Here is a 23,345-nt window from a genome sequence, read left to right on the forward strand (position 1 = left end):
CGGCCCGTATCCCGCCCCCCACTGCCCCCGCCGGCGCCCGCGCGTCGCACCGCCCGCCGGCGGGGGTCCCGTAAGACGCGCAAGGAGATGTGATGAGCCTGCTCCGACAGCAGGGACCCGCGACGGCCGCGCCCCCGAGTACCGTCCGCACAAAGGGACTCCGCTCCCCTGTGACCGGATCGGGCGCGGGCCGCCGGAACGGACGGCAGTCCGCACACACCCGCCACCAGGCCATGGGTCTGCTGCTGATCACCCCGTTCGGGCTGCTCTTCGCGGCCTTCCTGGTGGCCCCGCTGGCGTACGCCTTCTGGCTGAGCCTCAGGACCTCGACCCTGGTCGGCGGTGACCACTTCAGCTGGTTCGCCAACTACCAGCAGACCTTCAGCGACCCGCACTTCCTGGCCGGTGTGCGCCGCGTGGCGGTCTTCGGCCTGGTGCAGATCCCGGTCATGCTCGGTCTCGCGCTGCTCGGCGCCCTCATCATCGACGAGGTCTCCAGCAAGCTCGCCAAGGTCTTCCGAATGACGCTGTTCATGCCGTACGCCGTCCCCGCGGTGATCGGCGCCCTGATGTGGGGCTTCCTGTACAGCCCCACCTTCGGGCCGGTGAACTCCCTCAGCCACGCGCTGGGCACCGGGAAGATCGACCTGCTGGGCCACAGCCTGATGCTGACCTCGCTCGGCAACATCGTGACCTGGCAGTGGACCGGCTACAACATGATCGTCCTGTACGCGGCACTGCAGGGCCTGCCCCGCGAGGTCTACGAGGCGGCCAAGCTCGACGGCGCCGGACAGATCCAGACGGCGCTGCGCATCAAGATCCCGATGATCTCCTCGGCCATGGTGCTCACGCTGATGTTCACCATCATCGGCACCCTGCAGTTCTTCACCGAACCGCGCGTCCTGGAGCCGACGGCGTCCTCCGTGATCACCCCGGACTACACGCCGAACCTCTACGCCTACAACCTCGCCTTCCAGTACTCGGAGTTCAACTACTCCGCCGCGATCTCCTTCTCGCTCGGAGCGGTGGTCTTCATCGGCTCCTACTTCTTCCTGTTCGCCACACGCAAAAGGAGCGGACTGAAGTGACCACCGCCGCAGCCCCCGCCCCCGCCGTCGCCGCCCCGGCGCCCCGCCGTACGTCCTCCGCCCGAGGGCGCGTCACCGTCAACGCGGTGATGGTCGCGATGATCCTGTACTTCCTGCTGCCGTTCTGGTGGCTGGTCGTCGCCGCCTCCAAGGACAACGACGCGCTGTTCTCCACGGCCGCCCTGTGGTTCCACTCGCCGGGCGCCTTCTTCACCAACATCCAGCAGCTGTTCACGTACAACGACGGCGAGTACCTGCGCTGGATGGGCAACACCGCGATCTACGCGGGCGTCAGCGGGGTCGGCGCCACCGCCGTGGCCACCTTCGCCGGGTACGCCTTCGCCAAGTACCGCTTCCCGGGCCGCAACCTGCTCTTCTCCAGCCTGCTCGGCGCCATCATGGTCCCGGCGACCGCGCTGGCCATCCCCACCTACCTGCTGCTGAGCAAGGTGGCGCTGACCAACACCATGTGGGCGGTCATCCTGCCCTCCCTGCTCAACCCGTTCGGGGTGTACCTGGTCCGGGTGTACGTGCAGGAGTCCCTGCCCGACGAGCTGCTCGAGGCGGCCCGGGTGGACGGGGCGGGTGAGCTGCGGGTGCTGTTCAACGTGGCGCTGCCGACGCTGAAGCCCGCGCTGGTGACGGTGCTGCTGTTCTCCATGGTCGGCACCTGGAACAACTTCTTCCTGCCGCTGGTGATGCTGAACAACGACAAGCTGTTCCCGCTGACCGTGGGCCTGCAGTCCTGGTACCAGGGAGCGCTGGTGCAGTCCGGCGCCAACACGCTGTTCACGCTCGTCATCGCGGGTTCCCTGGTGGCGGTCCTGCCGCTGATCGTCGCCTTCCTCCTCCTCCAGCGGTACTGGCGCGGCGGGTTGACCGTCGGAAGCCTCAAGTGACCTGACGCGCCCGCCCGTTCCCCCCTCTCCTTCGCGCACCTCCCGGAGCGACCTCCATGCTGCACGCCTCCCTGACCGTCGACCCCGCCTTCCGCGTCGCCGACGTCAATCCCCGTACCTTCGGCTCGTTCGTCGAGCACATGGGCCGCTGCGTCTACACCGGCATCTACGAGCCCGGCCATCCGCTCGCCGACGAGGACGGCCTGCGCCGTGACGTCCTGGACCTGGTGCGCGAGCTGGGTGTGACCGCCGTGCGCTATCCGGGCGGCAACTTCGTCTCCGGTTTCCGCTGGGAGGACAGCGTCGGCCCGGTCGCCGACCGGCCCACCCGCCTGGACCTGGCCTGGCACAGCACCGAGACCAACGCGTTCGGGCTGCACGAGTTCCAGCGCTGGGCCGAGAAGGCCGGCGTCGAGTCGATGATGGCCGTCAACCTCGGTACCCGGGGCGTGGCGGAGGCCCTGGACCTGCTGGAGTACTGCAACCACCCGGGCGGGACGACCTGGTCCGACCAGCGCATCAAGAACGGCGCCACCGACCCCTTCGGCATCCGCATGTGGTGCCTGGGCAACGAGATGGACGGCCCCTGGCAGACCGGCCACAAGACCGCCCAGGAGTACGGCCGTATCGCCGCCGAGACCGCCCGGGCGATGCGCATGGTCGACCCCAAGCTGGAACTGGTGGCCTGCGGCAGCTCCAGCTCCTCGATGCCGACCTTCGGCTCCTGGGAGGCCACCGTCCTGGAGGAGGCCTACGACCAGGTCGACTACATCTCCTGCCACGCCTACTACGAGGAGCTCGACGGCGACCTCGGCAGCTTCCTGGCCTCCGGGGTCGACATGGACCACTTCGTCGAGTCGGTGGTCGCCACCGCCGACCACATCCGGGCCAAGCTGGGCCGGAAGAAGCGGATCAACCTCTCCTTCGACGAGTGGAACGTCTGGTACAACACCCGTTTCGAGGCGCAGGACAAGCCCACCGACTGGGCCGTGGCGCCCCGGGTGATCGAGGACGAGTACAACGTCGCCGACGCCGTGGTGGTCGGCGGACTGCTGATCAGCCTGCTGCGCAACAGCGACCGGGTCACCGCCGCCTGTCTCGCCCAGCTCGTCAACGTCATCGCCCCCATCCGCAGCGAGGCCGGCGGCCCGAGCTGGCGGCAGACCACCTTCCACCCCTTCGCCCAGGCCGCCCGGCACGCCCGCGGCACGGTCCTGCGGGTGGAGCCGGTCGCGCCGACCTATGAGACGAAACGATTCGGCGAGGTCTCCGTCGTGGACGCCGTGGCCACCCACGACGGTGACGAACTCACCGTCTTCGCGATCAACCGGCACCAGAGCGACAACGTCGAACTCGCCCTGGACCTCAGGGCGTTCGCCGGTTACGTCCCGGTGGAGCACGCGGTCCTCAGCGACCCCGACGTGCGCGCCGTCAACACCCAGGACGACCCCGACCGGGTCCGCCCGTACACCGCCGACACCGGCTCGGTCACCGACGGACGGCTCACCGCGAGCCTGCCGCCCGTCTCCTGGAACGTCGTCCGGCTGCGCCGCGCCGGCTGACCACTCCCCCTCGGACACCCGCCGTTCCCGGTCTCCCCCTTTTTCTCCCCGGGAGCGGCGGGCCCCGCACCATCCCCTCTTCGGACATCCTCTGGGAGCCGCCCATGTCCACCACCAGGGAAGGCGCAAGACTCCGCGCCATACCCACCGCTCAGGCGATCACCCTGCTGCTGGCCCTGCTCGCAGCCGCCTTCGCCCTCGTCCTCCCCGCCTCAGGCCAGGCGCACGCGATCTCCCGCGCCTCGCAGACGATGTACACCCCGCCGTCGAACGCACCGTCGCCCGGCTCGCTCTACCCGCGCGCCATCCGCCTGCAGAACAGCGGATCGTCCAACGGCACAATGCTCGCCACCTTCGAGCAGTACAGCTCGGGCACCCCGGTCTTCCCCATCTACCGCAGCACCGACAACGGCAACAGCTGGAGCCAGATCTCCAGCATCAGCGACACCCACAACGGCTTCGGCAACCGCTACCAGCCGTTCCTGTACGAACTGCCCACCGCCATCGGCAACTTCCCGGCCGGCACGATCCTCGCCGCCGGCAACTCCATCCCGAACGACCTCTCCTCGACCGAGCTGGACCTGTACGCGAGCACCGACCACGGCGTCAGCTGGTCGTACGTCAGCTCCATCGCCCAGGGCGGCAGGGCCGACGTCACCAACGGCGAGACCCCGGTGTGGGAGCCGTTCCTGATGGTGTCCGGCTCGAAGCTGATCGTGTACTACTCCGACCAGCGTGACCCCAACCACGCCCAGAAGATCGTCCACCAGACCACCACCGACGGCATCACCTGGTCCTCCGTCGTGGACGACGTGGCCATGCCGACCTACACCAACCGCCCGGGCATGCCGGTCGTCGCGCAACTGCCCAACGGCAACTACGTGATGACGTACGAGTACGGGGGCGCATCCGAAGCCAACTTCGCGGTCTACTACAAGATCTCCTCCGACCCCGAGGCGTTCGGCTCCGTCACCGGCACCGTCCTGAGGTCCACCGACGGGTACGTGCCCACCAGCGCGCCGTACATCACCTGGCTTCCCACCGGTGGTCCCAACGGCACCCTGGCGGTCAGCGCGCAGAGCACCACCGACCTCTTCCTGAACACGCAGAACGGCGCGGCGGGCTCCTGGACGCGCATCGCCTCCACCGTCCCCCGCGGCTACAGCCGCGGCATGGTGCCCCTCGCCGACGGCCACAGCCTGGCAATCTTCAGCGCGGGCGTGGTCGTCAGCACCGGTGTCAACCCGGTCACCTACGGCACGATCGACCTGGGCGGCGGCATCTCGGACGGCGCCACCTACACGATGTCCAACGCCAACAGCCACCTGATGCTGGCCATCGCGGGCGGCTCGACCACCAACGGCGTCAACGCCACCCAGCAGAACGCCGACAACGCCACCGACCAGCAGTGGAAGTTCGTCCAGCAGACCTCCGGCTACTTCAAGATCTTCAACGTGGCCAGCGGCAAGGTCCTCGGCGTGCAGAACCAGTCCACCGCCAACGGCGCCAAGGTCCTGCAGTGGGACGACAACGGCACCCTGGACCACGAGTGGGCGATCGCCCCGAACCAGGCGGGCGGCTTCACCGCCACCAACCGGATCAGCGGCAAGTACCTGGAGATCCCCGGCGCCTCCACCACGGTCGGCACCGCCGCCGGGCAGTGGTCCGACACCGGCTGCGCCTGCCAGCGCTGGAACCTCGCCCAGACCGCCCTGCCGAACCTGGCGACCGGCCAGTACCGGCTGGTCAACAAGAACAGCGGCAAGCTCCTGGAGATCCCCGGCGCCTCCACCGCGACGGGCAAGCAGGCGGGCCAGTGGGTGAACACCGCCAACAACTGCCAGCTGTGGTCCTTCCAGTCGCAGAGCGGCGGGGCGTGGACCGTGAAGAACGTCAACAGCGGTCTGTTCCTCGACAACAACGGCTCGACCTCGGCCGGCGCGGCCGTCGTCCAGAACGCCTCCTCCACCGCGAGTTCCCAGAAGTGGACGCTCACGGACGCGGGCGGCGGCTACTACAAGCTCGTCAACTCCGGCAGCGGCCTGGTGGCGGACGTCGCCTCGGCCTCCACCGCCAACGGCGCGCTGATCGTCCAGTCGGCGGACAACGGCGCCGATGACGAACTGTGGCAGGTCGTGCGGGTCAACTGACCTGCCAGGGGGCCCGGTTCAGGCCGGGCCCCCGCTCTTCTGCCCAAGATCCCGAACAGTGACCGAAATACCGAACAAGAGAGGTGGCCGCCATGCCCGAGGAACCCTGCGTCGTAGGCGTCGACTACGGAACGCTGTCCGGCCGGGCCGTCGTCGTCCGCGTCCGCGACGGCGCGGAGCTCGCGTCGGCGGAGCACGTCTACCCGCACGCGGTCCTGGACCGCGAGCTGCCGGACGGCACCCGGCTGCCCCCGGACTGGGCCCTCCAGGTGCCCTCCGACTACCTCGACGTGCTGCGCATCGCCGTACCCGAGGCCCTCGCCCGCGCCGGAGTGGCGCCCGAGCAGGTCATCGGCATCGGCACCGACTTCACCGCCTGCACGATGGTGCCGACGCTGGCCGACGGCACGCCCCTGTGCGATCTGCCCGAGTACGCCTCCCGCCCGCACGCCTACGTCAAGCTGTGGCGCCACCACGCGGCGCAGGGCCAGGCCGACCGGATCAACGCGCTGGCGGAGGAGCGGAAGGAGCCGTGGCTGCCGCGCTACGGCGGGAAGATCTCCTCCGAGTGGGAGTTCGCCAAGGCACTTCAGGTCCTGGAGGAGGATCCGGAGGTCTACGGCCGCATCGAGCGGTGGGTGGAGGCGGCGGACTGGATCGTGTGGCGGCTGAGCGGGACGTACGTCCGCAACGCCTGCACCGCCGGTTACAAGGGCCAGTACCAGGAGGGCGTCTACCCGTCACCCGCCTATCTGGGCGCTCTGCACCCGGAGTTCGCCGGTTTCGTCACCGACAAGCTGGACCAGCCGATCGGACAGCTCGGCTCCCCCGCGGGGACGTTGACCGCCGAGGCCGCCGCCTGGACGGGGCTGCCCGAGGGCATCACGGTCTGCGTCGGCAACGTCGACGCGCATGTCACCGCCCCCGCCGCGGCGGCCGTCGAGCCCGGCCAGATGGTCGCCATCATGGGCACCTCCACCTGCCACGTCATGAGCTCCGACCAGCTCGGCACCGTGCCCGGCATGTGCGGGGTCGTCGACGGCGGCATCCTGCCGGGCCTGTGGGGCTACGAGGCCGGACAGAGCGGCGTCGGCGACATCTTCGCCTGGTTCGTCCGCACCGGCTTCCCCGCCGAGTACGCCGAGAAGGCCGCGGCGGCCGGGCAGACCGCGCACGAGTACCTGACCGAGCTGGCCGCCCGGCAGAAGGTCGGCGAGCACGGACTCGTGGCCCTGGACTGGCACAGCGGCAACCGCTCGGTACTGGTCGACCACGACCTCAGCGGCCTGATCGTCGGCCAGACCCTGTCCACCCGCCCCGAGGACATCTACCGGGCACTCCTCGAGGCCACCGCCTTCGGCACCCGCACCATCATCGACGCCTTCGAGTCCGCCGCCGTACCCGTACGGGAACTGATCATCGCGGGCGGCCTGACGAAGAACGCCCTGCTCATGCAGATCTACGCCGACGTCACCGGCCGCCCGCTCGGCGTCATCGGCTCCACCCAGGGCCCGGCGCTCGGCGCCGCGATGCACGCCGCCGTCGCCGCCGGGGCGTACCCCGACATCCGCGCCGCCGCCCACGCCATGGGCAAGGTCCACCGCGGCCTCTACCTGCCGGACCCCGAGCGGGCGGCCGCCTACGAGCGCCTCTACGCGGAGTACCGGGTGCTGCACGACTACTTCGGCCGCGGCACCAACGACGTCATGCGCCGGCTGCGCCGCCTGCGCACCGAAGCCTCCGCCTGACCCCCTCGAAAGGAACCCTCATGGAGAACAGCACCACCTACCCCTACCCGGACCAGGAGATCTGGTTTCTCACCGGCAGCCAGGGCCTGTACGGCGACGACGTGCTGAGCCAGGTCGCCAAGCAGTCCAGGAACATCGCCGAGATCCTCGGCGGCCCCGGGAAGGTCCCGGTGCGGATCGTGTGGAAGCCGGTCCTGACCGACGCCGAGTCGATCCGGCGGATGTGCCAGGAGGCGTCCGCGTCCGACACCTGCGTGGGCGTGATCGTGTGGATGCACACCTTCTCCCCGGCCAAGATGTGGATCGCCGGACTCAGCGCCCTCGACGTGCCGCTGCTGCATCTGCACACCCAGTACAACCTGTCGCTGCCCTGGCCCAGCATCGACATGGACTTCATGAACCTCAACCAGGCCGCGCACGGGGACCGCGAGTTCGGCCACATCGAGTCCCGGGTCGGCGTCGACCGCAAGATCGTCGCCGGTCACGCCACCGACCCGCGGGTGATCCGGCGGGTCGCCGCCTGGGCCCGGGCGGCTGTGGGCCGGCACGCCTCGCGCACCCTGCGCCTGGCCCGCTTCGGCGACAACATGCGCGATGTCGCGGTGACCGAGGGCGACAAGGTCGAGGCGCAGCTGCGGTTCGGGTTCTCGGTGAACACCTACGGGGTCAACGACCTGGTCGCCGTCGTCGACGCGGTCGAGGACAAGGCGGCCGCCGAACTCGCCGAGGAGTACATCGAGTCCTACTCCGTCGTGCCGGCCCTGCGCCCCGGCGGCATCCGCCACGACTCCCTCCTCTACGCGGCCCGCCAGGAACTGGGCCTGCGTACCTTCCTGACCGAGGGCGGGTTCACCGCGTTCACCACCAACTTCGAGGACCTGGGCGGCCTGCGCCAGCTCCCGGGCCTGGCCGTGCAGCGGCTGATGGCCGACGGCTACGGCTTCGGCGGCGAGGGCGACTGGAAGACCTCCGCGCTGCTGCGCACGATGAAGGTCATGGGCACCGGACTCCCCGGCGGCACCAGCTTCATGGAGGACTACACCTACCACCTGGGCCCCGGCACCCCGCGTGTCCTCGGCGCCCACATGCTGGAGGTCTGCCCGTCGATCGCCGCGGACCGGCCCAGCTGCGAGATCCACCCCCTCTCCATCGGCGGCCGCGAGGACCCGGTCCGCCTGGTCTTCAACGCGGCCGAGGGCCCCGCCGTGGTCGTCGGGCTCTCCGACCTCGGCGACCGCTTCCGGCTCACCGCCAACGCCGTCGACGTCGTCTCCCCCAGCGAACCGCTGCGCCGCCTGCCCGTGGCCCGTGCCGTGTGGAAGCCGCGCCCCTCCCTCGCGGAGTCGGCGGAGAGCTGGCTGCTGGCCGGCGCCCCGCACCACACCGTGCTCAGCTCCGCCGTCGACCTGGAGACCCTCACCGACTACGCCGCCATGACCGGCGTGGAGCTCCTCACGATCGACGAGCACACCACCACCGAGCAGTTCGGCAAGGAAATCCGCTGGAACGCCGCCTACCACCGACTCGCCCAGGCCCTGTGACCTCTCGCCGGCACGAAGGAGAACACCGATGACCACCACAGCCCGGGAGCGCCTGCGCCGGGAGGTACTGGAGGCGAACCTCGCCATTCCCCAGGTCGGTCTCGCGACCCTGACCTGGGGCAACGTCAGCGGAGTGGACCGCGAGGCGGGCGTGTTCGTGATCAAGCCGTCCGGAGTGCCCTACGAGACGCTGTCGATCGAGGACCTGGTGACGGTGCGGCTGTCCGACGGCGCCGTGGTCGAGGGCGATCTGCGCCCCTCCACCGACACCGAGACCCACCGCTGCCTCTACCGCGCCTTCCCCTCCATCGGCGGCGTCACCCACACCCACTCCACCCACGCCACCGCCTTCGCCCAGGCCCGCCGCGACATCCCCGTCCTGGGCACCACCCACGCCGACACCTTCAACGGACCCATCCCCGTCACCCGCGACCTCACCGCCGCGGAGTGCGCCGACGACTACGAGTACAACACCGGCGTCGTCATCGTCGACACCCTCGACAAGGACGACCAGAAGGCGGCCGAGGTCCCCGCCGCCCTCGTCGCCGGCCACGGCCCCTTCACCTGGGGCACCACCGCCCGCAAGTCCCTCGAACACGCGATCATCTGCGAAGCCGTCGCCGACATCGCCCTGCACACCCTGTCCCTGTCCCCGACCGCCCCACCACCCGCCCACCTCCTGGAACGCCACTACACCCGCAAACACGGCCCCGACGCCTACTACGGCAACCCGGAGGCAGCCCTCCCCCAACGGTGACCGAGGCCCCCGCGCCACATGAGCCGCGGAGCGGACGACCGCCAGGTCGTCTCGGTGGTGGACCGGCTGCTGGACACGTCCTCCGTGCAGGGGTTCCTGCGGCGTCTGGTCGACGACGCCGTCCACGTCTCCGGCGCCGACGAACTCGACCGGGGCATCGCCCTGGCCGTCCGCCAGGCGCCGTCAGTGACCGCGGCGGCGGAGCCGGGGCACCCGGTGGCGCCCCGGCTCCTGCTCACCGGTCGAAGTAGCTGAGATCGCCCACGGTCCACGCGCTGACGTCCTTGATGGCGACTCGGTACATGCCTCCCGTCTCCGGGATTCCGAGGCTGCCCTGCAGGATGCGGGCGAGGTGGAAGTGCAGATGGGTGGGCGCCTCGGCACGGTCGGGCCGGTCACCTCGGGGTTCGCCGGCGAAGACGTCGGAGAAGGGGCCGAGCCGGTCGGAGTCCTTGAGGACCTCCGCCACCCGCTCCCTCCACACGGCCTCGGGAGCCAGCCGGCCGGTGATGACGGCACCGCCGACGACCACGGTCAACGACATCTGATTGCTTCGCTCGGACTCCACCGCGGTGCAGAGGGCGACGAGCAGCTCGTCAGGGTTCGACATGAGAGCAGATCTTATTCAGTCCCGGAACCGCCGTGCGGTCCGGGCGGCAGTTTCCCGACCCAAAATCTACTTTTGTCAGACTAGACATCCTCACTCGACGTGATTACGCTTCATGTCGTAGACGGAGTTCAAATCCCTTCGGGGCCCTGGTGCCGCACGGCACCGGGGCCCCTCGACGTATATAGCGGCGTACCAGCAGCGGGGAGACGACCTGCGGGTCCAGGACGGAACCGCCCCCGGCCACCCGGCGTGCCCGCCGACTCGGGGAACCGCACGTGTTGAGCGGGTGAAGCTTGGGCCCGCGTTCGTGTCGCGGGGCATGCATGAAGCTCCCCGCCGTATCCGGACGAGTCGGCGGACACGACACGCTGGAGGCGACTTATGAACCACAAAGCGGGCCAAGCCGACCACACGGCCCTCCGGGTCCCGGTCCTCATCGTCGGCGGTTCCCTCGTCGGACTGTCGACCTCGGTGTTCCTGGGCCGGTTGGGCGTACGGCACACCCTGGTGGAACGGCACGCCGGCACCTCGATCCACCCCCGGGGCCGCGGCAACAACGTACGCACGATGGAGCTGTTCCGCACGGCCGGCGTCGAGCCGATGATCCGTCAGGCGGCCGCCACCCTGGCCGGCAACCACGGGATCCTGCAGACCCCCACCCTGGTCGGCGACGCGGGCGAGTGGCTGTTCCGGGAGATCGACCCGGGCGGCGGACTGGCCCGGTTCAGCCCCAGTTCCTGGTGCCTGTGCAGCCAGAACGACCTGGAGCCGGTACTGCTCGAACACGCCAGGCAACTCGGCGGCGACCTGCGGTACGGCACCGAACTGCTGTCGTTCGAGAGCGGGCCCTCGGGCGTCACCGCGATCCTCAAGAGCCGGGAGACCGGCGAGCACACCACCGTCCAGGCGGACTACCTCGTCGCCGCCGACGGCCCCCGCAGCCCCGTCCGCGAGCAGCTCGGCATCGGCCAGAGCGGTCCCGGCGACCTGTTCAGCAACGTCAGCATCACCTTCCGCTCCCGCGGCCTCGCCGAGGTCGTGGGCGAGCGCCGGTTCATCGTCTGCTATCTGACCGACCCGGCGGCCGACGGCGCCCTGCTGCCCGTGGACAACCGGGAGAACTGGGTCTTCCACGCCCCCTGGCACCCCGAACGCGGCGAGACACTGGAGGAGTTCACCGACGAGCGGTGCGTCGAGCACATCCGCCGCGCGGTCGGCGTCGCCGATCTCGACGTGGAGATCACCGGCCGGGCCCCCTGGCACGCCGCCCAGCGCGTCGCCCGGAGCTACCGCTCGGGACGGGTCTTCCTGGCCGGCGACTCGGCCCACGAGATGTCGCCCACCGGGGCGTTCGGCTCCAACACCGGTATCCAGGACGCGCACAACCTCGCCTGGAAGCTCGCCGCGGTCCTCGGCGGCTGGGCCGGGGAGGCGCTCCTTGACTCGTACGACGCCGAGCGCCGCCCGGTGGCGGAGGCGACCAGCGCCCGCGCCGCCGTCCGGTCGGCCGAGCACAGCCACCCCGGCTACGCGCCGCCCCCCGGCACCGGCGGCGGCCCGCAGCGCGGCATCCTCAACGTGGCCCTCGGCTACCGCTATCCGCAGGGCGCCGTCGTCGGCGCCGACCCCGCGACCCCGGTCGTCCCGGACCGCCTCGACCTGTCCGGTGAACCCGGCAGCAGGGCACCCCACCTGGCGGTGCGTCAGCAGGGTGAGCGGATCTCCACGCTGGACCTCTACGAGAGGTCGTTCGTCCTGCTCAGCGGCGCCGGGGCGGCGAGCGGCTGGCACGAGGCCGCCGTCCGCCTCGCCGGGGAGACGTCGGTCCCGCTGGCCTCGTACCGGCTGGGTGAGGGACCGGACGCCGAACTGGTCCCCGAGGGCGGAACGGACTGGTCGGCCGCCCACGGGACGACGCCCGAAGGAGCCGTACTCGTGCGGCCCGACGGGTTCGTGGCCTGGCGCTCCGCGGGGCCCGTCCCGGATGCCGGGCAGGAGCTGCGGCAGGTCCTGAGCACCCTGCTCGGGGCGGTCTGACACCCCGTTGGATCGGGCGGATTCACCCGGGTGACCGCCCCGAGTGGTGGCGGCGGCCGAACTGGCTGACGGTGGATCACGTCGGGGGCGGGCCACCTCAGCTGACGAAGCACCAGCTGCCCGGCCGCCGACGGAAGGAACGTCCCATGCACTCTGCCCGCATGATCCTGGCCACCGCGGCGGCCTCGGCCGTCCTCGCTCTCGGCGCATCCGGCGCCTACGCCGCCGCCGGCGACGACTGGGACCAGTCGGACTCCTCCTCCTACAGCAAGGAGCACAACCCGAAGCACGACCCGGAGACCTACAAGGACAAGGACAGCGAGCAGGGCGGCGGGAAGCACGACGGCGGCTCCTGGAGCGGCGACCACGAGAAGCCCAGCGGTGGCATGCACACCGGTGGCGGCGGTCTGGCCTCCCCGACGGTGACCGCGGGCGGGATCGCGATGCTGGCCGTCGCCGGCACCGGCCTGTACGCGGCACGCCGTAGGAAGCTCGCCGGAAGCATGGCCTGACCCATGCCGGACGCGATAGCCGCCGGGGCCGCCACGCGTGCGCGCCGCGTGGCGGCCCGGCCGGTCCTCCCCGTGCCCCGTCAGTCCGCTCTGCTGCCGTCCCCTGGTGAGGTGGTGTCCGATGGCAGTCCCTCCTTCTCCCCCCGCAGACAACCCGGGCCATGACGAACCGGCCCCGGCCGGGCAGGGATCCCCCAGCAAGCTGATGCTGGGCGCCGCGGCCGCCGTGGTGCTGGCCGTGGTCCTGTTCGGCGGGAACGACGACTCGGCCCCCGACGCCTCCCCACCCGCGCCGGCCGTGTCCGCGTCCGTGCGGGACGCACCGCCCGAGCAGGCGGCCGGACAGCCGGCGGGCAGGACCCTGCCGCGGTCGAGACCCGTGCGGCTGCTCATTCCGAAGATCTCCGTCGACGCCCCCTTCACGGACCTCTTCATCGGCCCCACGGGCCGCCTCGAACCTCCCCCCGGCTACGACACCAACCTCGTCGGCTGGCACGCCAAGGGCGTGTCCCCCGGAGAGGCGGGCACCGCGATCATCGCCGGGCACGTCGACACGGCCACCTCGGCCGCCGTCTTCGTGGAACTCGGGGAGCTCCGGAAGGGGGACGTCTTCCACGTCGACCGGGCCGACGGGCGCAGGGCGACCTTCACGGTCGACAGCGTCGAGACGTTCGACAAGAGCAACTTCCCCAGTCGGCGGGTGTACGCCGACACGCCCCGCGCCGAGGTCCGGCTCATCACCTGCGCGGGCGACTACGACCACACGGCAAAGGACTACACGGACAACCTCGTGGTCTTCGCCCACCTCGTCTGAGCCGGCCGGTCACCCCCACGGTGCATACGAGTCGCGCGCTTCCCGGGGCGGCCTGACGATCGAGGAACGCCGACGGCGTCCCCCGTGGCCGGCGTCCGTCCGCCTCTGCCCCCGAAGGAGTTGTGCCCAGGATGACCACCACCTCCGACCGTGTCTCTCAAGCGCCCACGCAGCAGGTGTCGCAGCGGGTCTCGCAATCCGTGTTCGACGGCTCCAGGCTCCGTGTCGTCCTGCTGGTGGACGTCTACGACGGGGCCCAGCAGCAGTTCCTGGAGGCGTACGAGAGTCTGTGCAGCCAGGTCGCCTCCGTCCCCGGACACGTCAGCGACCAGCTGTGCCAGTCCATCGAGAACCCCTCCCAGTGGCTCATCACCAGCGAGTGGGAGAGCGCCCCGCCCTTCCTCACCTGGGTCAACAGCGAGGAACACGTGCGGATGGTGGAGCCGCTGCACAGCTGCGTCCGGGACACCAGGTCGCTGCGCTTCCACATCGTCCGCGAGACCGGCGGCCCGGCGGTGCCGACCGGACCCGGGAAGCGCCGGCTCCAGGCCGCGCCCAGGATCGGTGACGGGCTCATCCGCCACGCGCTGACCTTCACGGTCAAGCCGGGCAGCGAGGCCACCGTCGCCGGGATCCTCGCCGGCTACACCTCACCGGAGCCGCGGGTCGACGACACCACCCGGCTGTGCCGCACCTCCCTGTTCATGCACGGCAACCGGGTCGTCCGGGCCATCGAGGTGCGCGGCGACCTGCTCGCCGCACTGCGCCACGTCGCCCGGCAGCCCGAGGTGCGGGCCGTCGAGGAGGCCATCAACCCCTATCTGGAGCAGGACCGGGACCTGGACGATCCCGAGTCCGCCCGGGTCTTCTTCACCCGCGCGGCACTGCCCGCCGTCCACCATGTGACGGCCGGCCAGGAGAGCCCGGAGGCGGAGCGGCACGCGCTGTACTACCCGGCCCGCGAGGGGTGCGGCATGCGGCTTGCCGAGCTGCTCGCCCGGCAGGACGAGGCGGCGGCGGACGACCCGCGCGGGCCGGTGCTGCGCAGCACCATCTTCCAGCGCGACGACGTGGTGATGCGGCTGGTCGACGTGCGCGGCGCGCTCGACAGCGACCCCGGCCCCGTGCTCGGTCTCACGGACCACGGCCGGGCATCCGAGCTGACGGAGCTCCTCGACGGCGCGGCCCTCGGTGTGGACGGCCCGGCGCTCAGGGACATCGCCCCCGCTCGTCTCCTCGCGGTCTCCCGCATGGACCTCGTCACCGACCGCCGCGCGCCCGACGCCTGAACCACCGGGTCCCCGGGCCGTGACCGGCCACGCCCTCATGTCGATGCAGCACCTGTTCGGAGGAACGTCGTGATCAAACGTCATCCCGGAGTTGTGGATCTCAGCGATGTCGCGCCCAACACCCGGCGCGGGGGCGATCTGCGCGCCATGCTCACCCCCGCCACGGTCGGCTCCACCAGCGGTTTCATGGGCGTGGCCATCGTGCAGCCCGGCGACCGCATCGCCGAGCACTACCACCCGTACTCCGAGGAGTTCATCTACGTGGTGTGCGGGCAACTGGAGGTGGACCTGGACGGTGAGCCGCACGAACTGCGGCCCGAGCAGGGGCTCCTGATCCCGACCCACATGCGGCACCGCTTCCGCAACGTGGGCAACGTGGAGGCCCGGCTGGTCTTCCATCTCGGCCCGCTGGCCCCGAGCCCGCCGCTCGGGCATGTCGACACCGAGGACGCCGACGGCGTGCCGATCCCTGAGGCGGTCCCCGCCGGCGGGGCGGCCGAGCGATCCGGGTTGCGCTCATGACCAGGCGCGTGGCGGTCACCGGCATAGGGATCGTCGCTCCGGGCGGCATCGGTGTCCCGGCGTTCTGGGATCTGCTGACCAGCGGCCGCACGGCGACCCGCGGCATCACGTTCTTCGACCCGTCCGGGCTGCGTTCGCAGATCGCCGCCGAGTGCGACTTCGACCCGGCGGCCCACGGACTGGACGCGGAGCAGATCGCCCGGTCCGACCGCTACCTCCAGTTCGCCCTGGTGGCCGGCGAGGAGGCGGTACGGGACTCCGGCCTCGACCTCGCCGCGGAGAACCCGTGGCGGGTCGGGGTCTCCCTGGGGACCGCGGTCGGCGGCACCACCCGGCTGGAACACGACTACGTCCTGGTCAGCCACGGCGGGCAGCGCTGGGACGTGGACCACCGGGAGGCCGGTCCGCATCTGCACCGGGCGTTCTCGCCCAGCACCCTCGCCTCGGCGGTGGCGGAGCGGTTCGAGGCCCGCGGACCGGTGCAGACCGTCTCCACCGGCTGCACCTCGGGCCTCGACGCCGTCGGGTACGCCTTCCACACGATCGAGGAGGGCAGGGCCGACGTGTGCATCGCGGGCGCCTCCGACTCGCCGATCTCCCCGATCACCATGGCCTGCTTCGACGCCATCAAGGCCACCTCCCCGAGCAACGACGACCCCGCCCACGCCTCACGCCCCTTCGACGCCCGGCGCAACGGGTTCGTCATGGGCGAGGGCGGCGCGGTGCTCGTCCTGGAGGAACTGGAGCACGCCCGGGCCCGGGGCGCGCACGTGTACTGCGAGATCGGCGGCTACGCCACCTTCGGCAACGCCTACCACATGACCGGTCTGACCGGTGAGGGCCTGGAGATGGCCCGGGCCATCGAGGACGCCCTCGGCCAGGCCCGGCTCGACCCCACGGCGATCGACTACGTCAACGCGCACGGGTCGGGCACCCAGCAGAACGACCGGCACGAGACGGCCGCGGTCAAGCGGGCCCTGGGCGCGCACGCCTACGACACGCCGATGAGCTCCATCAAGTCCATGGTGGGCCACTCCCTCGGCGCGATCGGGGCGATCGAGGTCGTCGCCTGCGCGCTGGCCCTGGCCCACCAGGTGGTCCCGCCCACCGCGAACTACGAGACCCCGGACCCCGAGTGCGACCTGGACTACGTGCCGCGCGTCGCCCGTGAGCGCAGGCTGCGCAGCGTGCTCTCGGTGGGCAGCGGGTTCGGCGGTTTCCAGTCCGCGGTGATCATGACCCTGCCGAGGGAGAAGACCGAATGAGCGCACCTCGTCCCCGGCGCGCGGCCGTCACCGGAATCGGCGTGGTCGCGCCCAACGGAACCAGCACCGAGGCCTTCTGGAAGGCCACCCGGGAGGGCGTCACCGTCCTGGACCGGATCACCCGTGAGGGCTGTGAGCACCTGCCGCTGCGGGTGGCGGGACAGGTCCGGGACTTCGATCCGCCGTCGGCGGTCGAGGAGCGCTACCTCGTCCAGACCGACCGGTTCACGCACTTCGCGATGGCCGCGGCCGACCTGGCCCTGGAGGACGCCGGACTCAGCCGGTCCGACACCGACACCGCGCCGTTCTCGGTGGGCGTGGTCACCGCCGCCGGTTCCGGCGGCGGTGAGTTCGGGCAGCGCGAGCTCCAGCAACTGTGGGGCAAGGGAAGCCGCTTCGTCGGGCCGTACCAGTCCATCGCCTGGTTCTACGCCGCGAGCACCGGCCAGATCTCCATCCGGCGCGGCCTCAAGGGGCCCTGCGGGGTGGTCGCCTCCGACGAGGCAGGCGGTCTGGACGCGCTGGCGCACGCGGCGCGGGCCGTGCGGCGCGGCACCGACGTGATGGTGGCCGGCGCGACCGAGGCGCCGCTGGCCCCCTACTCGATGGTCTGCCAGCTCGGGTACCAGGAGCTGAGCACCGTCGCCGAACCGGACCGCGCCTACCGTCCGTTCACCACCGCCGCCTGCGGGTTCGTGCCCGCCGAGGGCGGTGCCATGGTCGTCGTGGAGGCCGAGGAATCGGCCCGGGAACGGGGCGTGCCCGTACGGGCCACCCTGGCGGGACACGCGGCGACCTTCACCGGCGCCTCGCGCTGGGAGGAGTCCAGGGAGGGGCTGGCCCAGGCGATCCGGGGGGCCCTGGACGAGGCCGGGTGCGCGCCCGAGGAGATCGACGTGGTCTTCGCCGACGCCCTCGGGGTGCCGGCGGCGGACCGCGCAGAGGCGCTGGCGATCGCGGACGCCCTCGGCCCGCACGGCACCAAGGTGCCCGTCACGGCGCCGAAGACGGCCATCGGCCGGGCCTACGGCGCGGCGCCCGTGCTGGACGTCGCCGCCGCGGTGCTCGCGATGGAGCACGGGCTGATCCCGCCCACCCCCAACGTCTTCGACGTCTGCCACGACCTCGACCTCGTCACCGCCCGCGCGCGCGTCACCGAGGTGCGCACGGCGCTGGTCCTCAGCCGAGGACTCATGGGGTCGAACGCGGCGCTGGTGCTACGGCGCGGCGCACATCCCCCCACCCATCCCGACACCCGTCCCGACACAAGGAGAGCAAGCGCATGAGTGACCGCATCACCGTGGAAGAGCTGGCCGAGCTCATGAAGAAGGCCGCCGGGGTCACCGTCACCCCCGAGGAGCTCCAGCAGCGGTACGACTCCGGCTTCGACACCTTCGGCCTCGACTCGCTCGGGCTGCTCGGCATCGTGGGCGAGCTGGAGAACCGGTACAGCACCCCGATGCCGCCCGACGCGGAGAAGAGCAAGAGCCCCCGGCAGTTCCTCGAACTCGTCAACAGCGCGCTTCTGATGGGGGCCTGACATGACCGGACACACGCAGAACGAGATCACCATCGCGGCCCCGCTCGACCTGGTCTGGGAGATGACCAACGACGTCGAGAACTGGCCGCAGCTGTTCAGCGAGTACGCCTCCGCCGAGATCCTGTCCCGGGAGGGCGACCGGACGACGTTCCGGCTGACCATGCACCCCGACAAGGACGGCAAGGTGTGGAGCTGGGTCTCGGAGCGCGAGCCGGACCGCGACACGCTCACCGTGCGGGCACGCCGCGTCGAGACCGGCCCCTTCGCCTACATGAACATCGTGTGGCAGTACGAGAAGGTCGCCGAGGGCACCCGGATGGTGTGGACGCAGGACTTCGCGATGCGGCCGGACGCCCCGGTGGACGACGAGTGGATGACGGACAACATCAACCGGAACTCCAAGATCCAGATGGCCCTGATCCGGGACCGCATCGAGAAGGCCGCGAAAGAGCGCCGGCCCGTGCCGATGCTGTCCGACTGAGCGGGACGGAGCCCATGCCGATGCACCAGTCCCTGATCGTCGCCCGTATGGCCCCGGAGTCGGCCCTGGACATCGCCAAGGTGTTCGAGGAGTCGGACCGCGGAGAACTGCCGCACCTCGTCGGGGTCGCCCGGCGCAGCCTCTTCCAGTTCGACGACGTGTACCTGCACCTCATCGAGTCGGAGCGGGACCCCGGGCCCGCCATCGCGAAGGTGGCCGGGCACCCCGAGTTCCGGGACATCAGCGAGCGCCTCGCGGCGTACGTCACCGCGTACGACCCGGCGACCTGGCGTTCGCCGAAGGACGCGATGGCGCGCTGCTTCTACCGCTGGGAGCGGGACGCCGGCTCCTGAACCGGCCCCCGTTGAACCGCCGCCCGCCGGACGGCGGTTCAACGGAGCCCGTCCCCGGGCCCGGTCAGCCGGGGATCGTGCAGTCGAACGCGTGCAGATAGGGGTTGACCGGGCGGACGTCACCGATGACCAGCCCCGCCTGCGTCAGCCTGCCGGTCAGGGACTCGGTGGTGTGCTTGGCCCCGCCGACGTTGAGGAGCAGCAGCAGGTCCATGGCGGTGCTGAACCGCATCGAGGGCGAGTCGTCGACGAGGTTCTCGATGACCACGACCCGCGCTCCGGGCCCGCCCGCCTCGATGACGTTGCGCAGGGTGCGGGTCGTGCTGTCGTCGTCCCACTCCAGGATGTTCTTGATGACGTAGACATCGGCCCGGACCGGGACGGCCACCCGGCAGTCGCCGGGGACCAGGCGCGCCCGGTCCGCGAGCGCGCCGCCCGGGCGCAGCCGCGGATCGACGTTCTCCACCACCCGCGGCAGGTCGAGCAGCGTGCCGTGGAGCGTCGGGTACTTCTCCAGCAGGCTCGCCACCACATGCCCCTGGCCGCCGCCGATGTCGGCGACCGACGCGCACCCCGACAGGTCGAGGAACTGCGCGACGTCCCGCGCGGACTGCACGCTGGAGGTCGTCATGGCGCGGTTGAAGACGTCGGCCGACTCCGGGGCGTCCTCGTTGAGGTACTGGAAGAACTCCTTGCCGTACAGGTCCTCCACGACGTTGCGGCCGGAGCGCACCGCCTCGTCCAGCTGGGGCCACGCGTCCCAGGTCCACGGCTCGGTGCACCACAGGGCGATGGCGCGCAGGCTGTGGGGATCGTCCTCGCGCAGCAGCCGGGACATGTCGGTGTGCGCGAAGGTCCCGTCCCCCTGCTCGGCGAAGACGCCGTAGCAGGACAGGGCGCGCAGCAGCCGGCGCAGCGTCCTCGGCTCGGTCTTCACCGCGGCCGCGAGGTCCTCCACGGGCATCGGGCTGTCGTCGAGGGCGTCGGGGACGCCCAGACGGGCGGCCGCGCGGACGGCGGCCGCGCATGCCGCCCCGAACACGAGCTCCCTGAGCCGCATGGACGCCGGCGGAGTGGTCTGTACGGCCGTCATGGGCCGTCCTCCTTCTTCGAGTTGTTGGATGCCCACGGCCGTCAGCACAGCCCCGCGGGCTTGGAGGCCCGGCAGGTGTTGTGGTCGAAGGTGTTGTTGCCGGTGTCCGTGTTGACGAGATCCGCGGGGGAGTTGCCCTCGAGCACGTTGTCGGTGATCCGGTTCCGCTCGCTGGTGGTGCCCACGAAGCTCTTGAACAGGACGATGCCGCCCGACAGCGAGGAGGTGCCGGCGTTGCCGATGACGCGGTTGCGGGTCACCAGGGTGTCCTCGGCGCCGGTCAGCACGATGCCGGAGCCCTGCAGCGCATCCAGCCGCGCGGTCTTCGGGCAGGACTTGTTGTTCTTCTCGAGGGTGTTGTCGCGCACGGTCAGCGCGCCGGCCTTCGGCTTGTTCTCGTCGCCCACGACGAAGACGCCCGCGCAGTTGCCGGTGAGGTGGTTGCCCGCGACGGTGAGGTTCCTCAGGCGCCGGACGGTGATGCCGATCCGGTTGCCCTCCAGGCGGTTGTGTTCGACCACGGTTCCCCGGGTGTCCGCGGCGCCCGCCTCTTCCTTGATCGTGTTCGCCAGGAACAGGCCGGCGTCGCCGTTGTCCCGGGCGGTGTTCTTCCGGAACACCCCGCGCACCGAACGCTCCTGGGCGATGCCCCACACCCCGTTCTTCACCGCGGTCACGTTCCGCACGGTCAGACCGTCGGTCGCCATGGCGAACACCCCGGTCCCGGTGAAGCCGGTCACGGTGAGGGAGGCGACGGTGACGCCCTCGAGGTCGTGGTCCTTGGTGCCGACCACGCAGATGCCGTTGCCGTACTCGGCACAGCTGTTGGCGGCCTTCTTGGTGTCGGGCTCGATGACGGTGCTGCGGCCCATGCCGCTCAGGGTGATCCCGGGCGTGCTCACCTTGACGCTCTCGCGATAGGTGCCGGGGGTCAGCAGCACGGTGTCACCGGGCTCGGCGGCGTCCACCGCCCGCTGGATCGACTGCCCGGGGAAGACCAGGTGGGTCATCGGGGCGACGTGGGGCGTCTGGTCGGCGGCGACGGGCGGGGCGGCCCCGAACACCGCCCCGAGGATCGCCGCGGTACATGCCAGCAGGGAGATATGAAATCTCATCATATTCGGTACGGTATGACCCGAAAGGCCGGAAACAGGCTGGATAACCCATCCGGTGGCGTGTCACGGCCGGGCGGCACCCACCGCCCCTGGGAGTTGCAGCCACCTGCGCCAGGACGCTACGGGTTGATGATCACCTTCCCGGCGACGGTGCCGGACTCGGCCAGGCGCAGGGCGTCGGCGACGCGGGCCAGCGGGAGCTGGGCGGCGATCTGGGCGGTGACCTCGCCGCGCTGGAGGGCGGCGAAGACCTCGGTGAGGTCGGCGCGCAGGCGGGCCCGGAAGCGGTTCTTGGCCAGGGCGCGGCCGGCCCATATGTTGAAGAACAGGGCGCGGCGGCGGTTGGGCAGCGCGTTCCACACCCACACCCGGCCGAGCAGCTTCAGCACGGGCCACTGCTTGGAGCCCTCGGCGTCGCGGGTGGCGGCGCTGCCGTACGCGACGAGCGTGCCGCCGGGGGCGAGGAGGCGCCAGGAGTCGACGATGCCGGGGCCGCCGACGTGGTCGAAGACGGCGTGGACACCCTCGCGCGGGGCGAGTTCGCTGATCCGTGCGGCGAGGCCGTCGGCGCGGTAGTCGACGGGGACGACTCCCCGCTCGCGCAGGGCGTCGTGGTGGCGCGGGGAGGCCGTACCGATCACCTGGGCGCCCGCGGCCCGGGCGAGCTGGACCAGGACCGAGCCGACGCCGCCATTGGCGCCGTGCACGACGACCGTCTGCCCGGCGCGGACGCGGGCCTTGCGGTGCAGCATCTGCCAGGCGGTGACGCCGCTGACGACGAGGGTCTCGGCCTCCGCCGCACCGATCCCGTCGGGCACCGGCACCACGTCCGCCGCGTCGACGAGCACATGGCTGGCCCAGCCGCCGACCTTGACCAGCGCGGCGACCCGGGTGCCGGCCAGGTGCGGGTCGACGCCCTCGCCGGTCGCCTGCACGGTGCCGACGAGGTCGTAGCCGGGGACGAAGGGGAACGGCGGCTGGTCGAAGTAGCGGCCGCGGCGCATCTGCTGCTCGGCGAAGGAGACGCCGGTCGCCTCCATCCTGACCACGACCTGGCCCGGGCCGGCGGCCGGGACGGACCCGTGCCGGATCTCCAGCCCCTCGGGCTCGACCTTGCCCGGCAGGACGACCTCGACGAGTCCTTCGGTGTTCATGACGACCTCCACAGAGACGGTTGGTTACTCGGCCTCGCGTTCGTTAGAAGTTATAACTGCACGGCATCGAGAGTGTCAATAACTTCAGTGATACCCTCTAACTATGGTGAATCCGGAAGCGAAGACTCCCCGCGAGCGCTACCGCGCCCAGGTGCGGACGGAGATCAAGGACCGCGCATGGGAGCAGATCGCCACCGCGGGCGCGTCCGCGCTCTCCCTCAACGCGATCGCCAAGCAGCTCGGCATGAGCGGGCCCGCGCTGTACCGGTACTACGCCGGCCGCGACGAGCTGATCACCGAGCTCGTCAGGGACGCCTACCGCAGCCTCGCCGACACCCTCCGCGCGGCCTCCCGCCGACCCGGCGCCGACGTGGCCGCGCTGGCGCACGCCCTGCGCGCCTGGGCCCTGGAGGACCCCCAGCGCTACTTCCTCATCTTCGGTACGCCCGTCCCCGGCTACCACGCGCCCGACGACATCACCGCGATCGCGTCCGAGGTCATGGCGACACTCCTGGACGCCTTCGCCGCACTGCCGCAGAACGGCCCGGCGTCGTCGTTCGACGCCCACCTGGAAGAACACCGGGACTGGGCGGACGGCCACCCCGCCCCGACGGGGGCCCTGCGCCGGGCGCTGGCCTTCTGGACCCGGCTGCACGGCACCCTGTCCCTGGAACTCGCGGGCCACTTCGACGGGATGGGCTTCGACCCCGCGCGGTTCTACGCCGCCGAGCTGGACGAGCTGACCGGCGACGGCCCGATGTGATGTTCGTCGTGTCGGGCGCGTCCGGCGCCGGCCCCGGACGAGGACCGCGCAT

At 71.1% G+C, this 23,345-nt stretch carries 23 protein-coding genes; 19 read left to right on the top strand and 4 right to left on the bottom strand.

All coding sequences use genetic code 11. The annotated features are described in order from the left end of the window. Positions 1-92: 92 nt before the first annotated feature. From ACFYZ8_RS31965 to ACFYZ8_RS32000, 8 genes are all read left to right on the top strand, one after another. The gene (locus ACFYZ8_RS31965; protein ID WP_359039260.1) at positions 93-1,088 is read left to right on the top strand and encodes a sugar ABC transporter permease; all 996 of its coding nucleotides are present in this window, start codon (positions 93-95) and stop codon (positions 1,086-1,088) included. Continuing rightward, positions 1,085-1,987, top strand: coding sequence for a carbohydrate ABC transporter permease (locus ACFYZ8_RS31970; RefSeq protein WP_388538788.1), 903 nt, complete (start codon positions 1,085-1,087; stop codon positions 1,985-1,987). The genes ACFYZ8_RS31965 and ACFYZ8_RS31970 overlap by 4 nt, the downstream gene beginning before the upstream one ends. A 56-nt stretch (positions 1,988-2,043) precedes the next feature. Next, positions 2,044-3,549 carry an alpha-N-arabinofuranosidase gene (locus ACFYZ8_RS31975; RefSeq protein ID WP_388538790.1) on the top strand — a complete coding sequence of 502 codons (1,506 nt, stop codon included), beginning with the start codon at positions 2,044-2,046 and terminating at the stop codon, positions 3,547-3,549. 104 nt (positions 3,550-3,653) lie between these two features. Beyond that, positions 3,654-5,699 (top strand): RICIN domain-containing protein, encoded by a 2,046-nt coding sequence (locus ACFYZ8_RS31980; protein ID WP_388538792.1) that lies wholly within the window; start codon positions 3,654-3,656, stop codon positions 5,697-5,699. Between the two features lie 92 nt (positions 5,700-5,791). After that, positions 5,792-7,447: a ribulokinase gene (araB, locus tag ACFYZ8_RS31985; RefSeq protein ID WP_359039252.1), complete on the top strand. Its 1,656-nt coding sequence runs from the start codon at positions 5,792-5,794 to the stop codon at positions 7,445-7,447. Between the two features lie 20 nt (positions 7,448-7,467). Then, positions 7,468-8,988, top strand: a complete 1,521-nt coding sequence (gene araA, locus ACFYZ8_RS31990; RefSeq protein ID WP_388538793.1) for an L-arabinose isomerase — start codon at positions 7,468-7,470, stop codon at positions 8,986-8,988. Between the two features lie 28 nt (positions 8,989-9,016). Then, positions 9,017-9,745: an L-ribulose-5-phosphate 4-epimerase AraD gene (gene araD, locus ACFYZ8_RS31995; protein ID WP_359033411.1), complete on the top strand. Its 729-nt coding sequence runs from the start codon at positions 9,017-9,019 to the stop codon at positions 9,743-9,745. 18 nt (positions 9,746-9,763) lie between these two features. Beyond that, complete coding sequence (locus ACFYZ8_RS32000; RefSeq protein ID WP_388538794.1) at positions 9,764-10,000, top strand: hypothetical protein; 237 nt, start codon at positions 9,764-9,766, stop codon at positions 9,998-10,000. On the opposite strand, the gene ACFYZ8_RS32005 is transcribed toward ACFYZ8_RS32000, so the two are convergent. After that, entirely contained in the window at positions 9,981-10,355 is a 375-nt protein-coding gene (locus tag ACFYZ8_RS32005; RefSeq protein ID WP_359033406.1) for a hypothetical protein, read from the bottom strand. The two genes, ACFYZ8_RS32000 and ACFYZ8_RS32005, sit on opposite strands and share 20 nt — an antisense overlap. Before the next feature lie 381 nt (positions 10,356-10,736). Between ACFYZ8_RS32005 and ACFYZ8_RS32010 the strand changes: the two genes are divergently transcribed. The 10 genes from ACFYZ8_RS32010 (at position 10,737) to ACFYZ8_RS32055 (ending at position 19,168) form a co-directional block, all read left to right on the top strand. After that, the gene (locus tag ACFYZ8_RS32010; protein ID WP_388538796.1) at positions 10,737-12,392 is read left to right on the top strand and encodes an FAD-dependent oxidoreductase; all 1,656 of its coding nucleotides are present in this window, start codon (positions 10,737-10,739) and stop codon (positions 12,390-12,392) included. Positions 12,393-12,538: 146 nt separating this feature from the next. Then, positions 12,539-12,904 (top strand): hypothetical protein, encoded by a 366-nt coding sequence (locus ACFYZ8_RS32015; protein ID WP_359033402.1) that lies wholly within the window; start codon positions 12,539-12,541, stop codon positions 12,902-12,904. 121 nt (positions 12,905-13,025) lie between these two features. Then, positions 13,026-13,718: a class F sortase gene (locus tag ACFYZ8_RS32020; RefSeq protein WP_359033400.1), complete on the top strand. Its 693-nt coding sequence runs from the start codon at positions 13,026-13,028 to the stop codon at positions 13,716-13,718. A gap of 131 nt (positions 13,719-13,849) precedes the next feature. Next, positions 13,850-15,007, top strand: coding sequence for a SchA/CurD-like domain-containing protein (locus ACFYZ8_RS32025; RefSeq protein WP_388538798.1), 1,158 nt, complete (start codon positions 13,850-13,852; stop codon positions 15,005-15,007). A 69-nt stretch (positions 15,008-15,076) separates the two neighbouring features. Then, a complete protein-coding gene (locus ACFYZ8_RS32030) occupies positions 15,077-15,529 on the top strand; it encodes a cupin domain-containing protein (protein WP_359033396.1) in 453 nt (150 codons plus the stop codon). Next, positions 15,526-16,794: a beta-ketoacyl-[acyl-carrier-protein] synthase family protein gene (locus ACFYZ8_RS32035; protein WP_388538801.1), complete on the top strand. Its 1,269-nt coding sequence runs from the start codon at positions 15,526-15,528 to the stop codon at positions 16,792-16,794. The genes ACFYZ8_RS32030 and ACFYZ8_RS32035 overlap by 4 nt, the downstream gene beginning before the upstream one ends. Further along, complete coding sequence (locus tag ACFYZ8_RS32040) at positions 16,791-18,080, top strand: ketosynthase chain-length factor (RefSeq protein ID WP_388538803.1); 1,290 nt, start codon at positions 16,791-16,793, stop codon at positions 18,078-18,080. Before ACFYZ8_RS32035 ends, ACFYZ8_RS32040 begins: the two co-directional genes overlap by 4 nt. After that, a complete protein-coding gene (locus ACFYZ8_RS32045) occupies positions 18,077-18,334 on the top strand; it encodes a phosphopantetheine-binding protein (protein ID WP_388538805.1) in 258 nt (85 codons plus the stop codon). The genes ACFYZ8_RS32040 and ACFYZ8_RS32045 overlap by 4 nt, the downstream gene beginning before the upstream one ends. Before the next feature lies 1 nt (position 18,335). Further along, positions 18,336-18,815 (top strand): SRPBCC family protein, encoded by a 480-nt coding sequence (locus ACFYZ8_RS32050; RefSeq protein WP_359033387.1) that lies wholly within the window; start codon positions 18,336-18,338, stop codon positions 18,813-18,815. A gap of 20 nt (positions 18,816-18,835) precedes the next feature. Next, positions 18,836-19,168, top strand: a complete 333-nt coding sequence (locus tag ACFYZ8_RS32055; RefSeq protein ID WP_359033427.1) for a TcmI family type II polyketide cyclase — start codon at positions 18,836-18,838, stop codon at positions 19,166-19,168. A gap of 64 nt (positions 19,169-19,232) precedes the next feature. On the opposite strand, the gene ACFYZ8_RS32060 is transcribed toward ACFYZ8_RS32055, so the two are convergent. The 3 genes from ACFYZ8_RS32060 to ACFYZ8_RS32070 all read right to left on the bottom strand — a co-directional run bounded on the left by ACFYZ8_RS32060 (position 19,233) and on the right by ACFYZ8_RS32070 (position 22,530). After that, positions 19,233-20,261 (bottom strand): methyltransferase, encoded by a 1,029-nt coding sequence (locus ACFYZ8_RS32060; protein WP_359033385.1) that lies wholly within the window; start codon positions 20,259-20,261, stop codon positions 19,233-19,235. 41 nt (positions 20,262-20,302) lie between these two features. Next, on the bottom strand, positions 20,303-21,379 hold the full coding sequence (locus ACFYZ8_RS32065) for a right-handed parallel beta-helix repeat-containing protein (protein WP_359033383.1): 1,077 nt from the start codon (positions 21,377-21,379) through the stop codon (positions 20,303-20,305). A 116-nt stretch (positions 21,380-21,495) separates the two neighbouring features. Beyond that, a complete protein-coding gene (locus ACFYZ8_RS32070) occupies positions 21,496-22,530 on the bottom strand; it encodes a medium chain dehydrogenase/reductase family protein (RefSeq protein WP_388538808.1) in 1,035 nt (344 codons plus the stop codon). Positions 22,531-22,633: 103 nt separating this feature from the next. Here ACFYZ8_RS32070 and ACFYZ8_RS32075 point away from each other — a divergent pair, with 103 nt between their 5' ends. Then, the gene (locus tag ACFYZ8_RS32075; protein WP_388538810.1) at positions 22,634-23,293 is read left to right on the top strand and encodes a TetR/AcrR family transcriptional regulator; all 660 of its coding nucleotides are present in this window, start codon (positions 22,634-22,636) and stop codon (positions 23,291-23,293) included. Positions 23,294-23,345: the final 52 nt, after the last annotated feature.

Origin of the sequence: Streptomyces sp. NPDC001668, assembly GCF_042893155.1 — a bacterium.
Classification (GTDB): Bacteria; Actinomycetota; Actinomycetes; order Streptomycetales; family Streptomycetaceae; genus Streptomyces.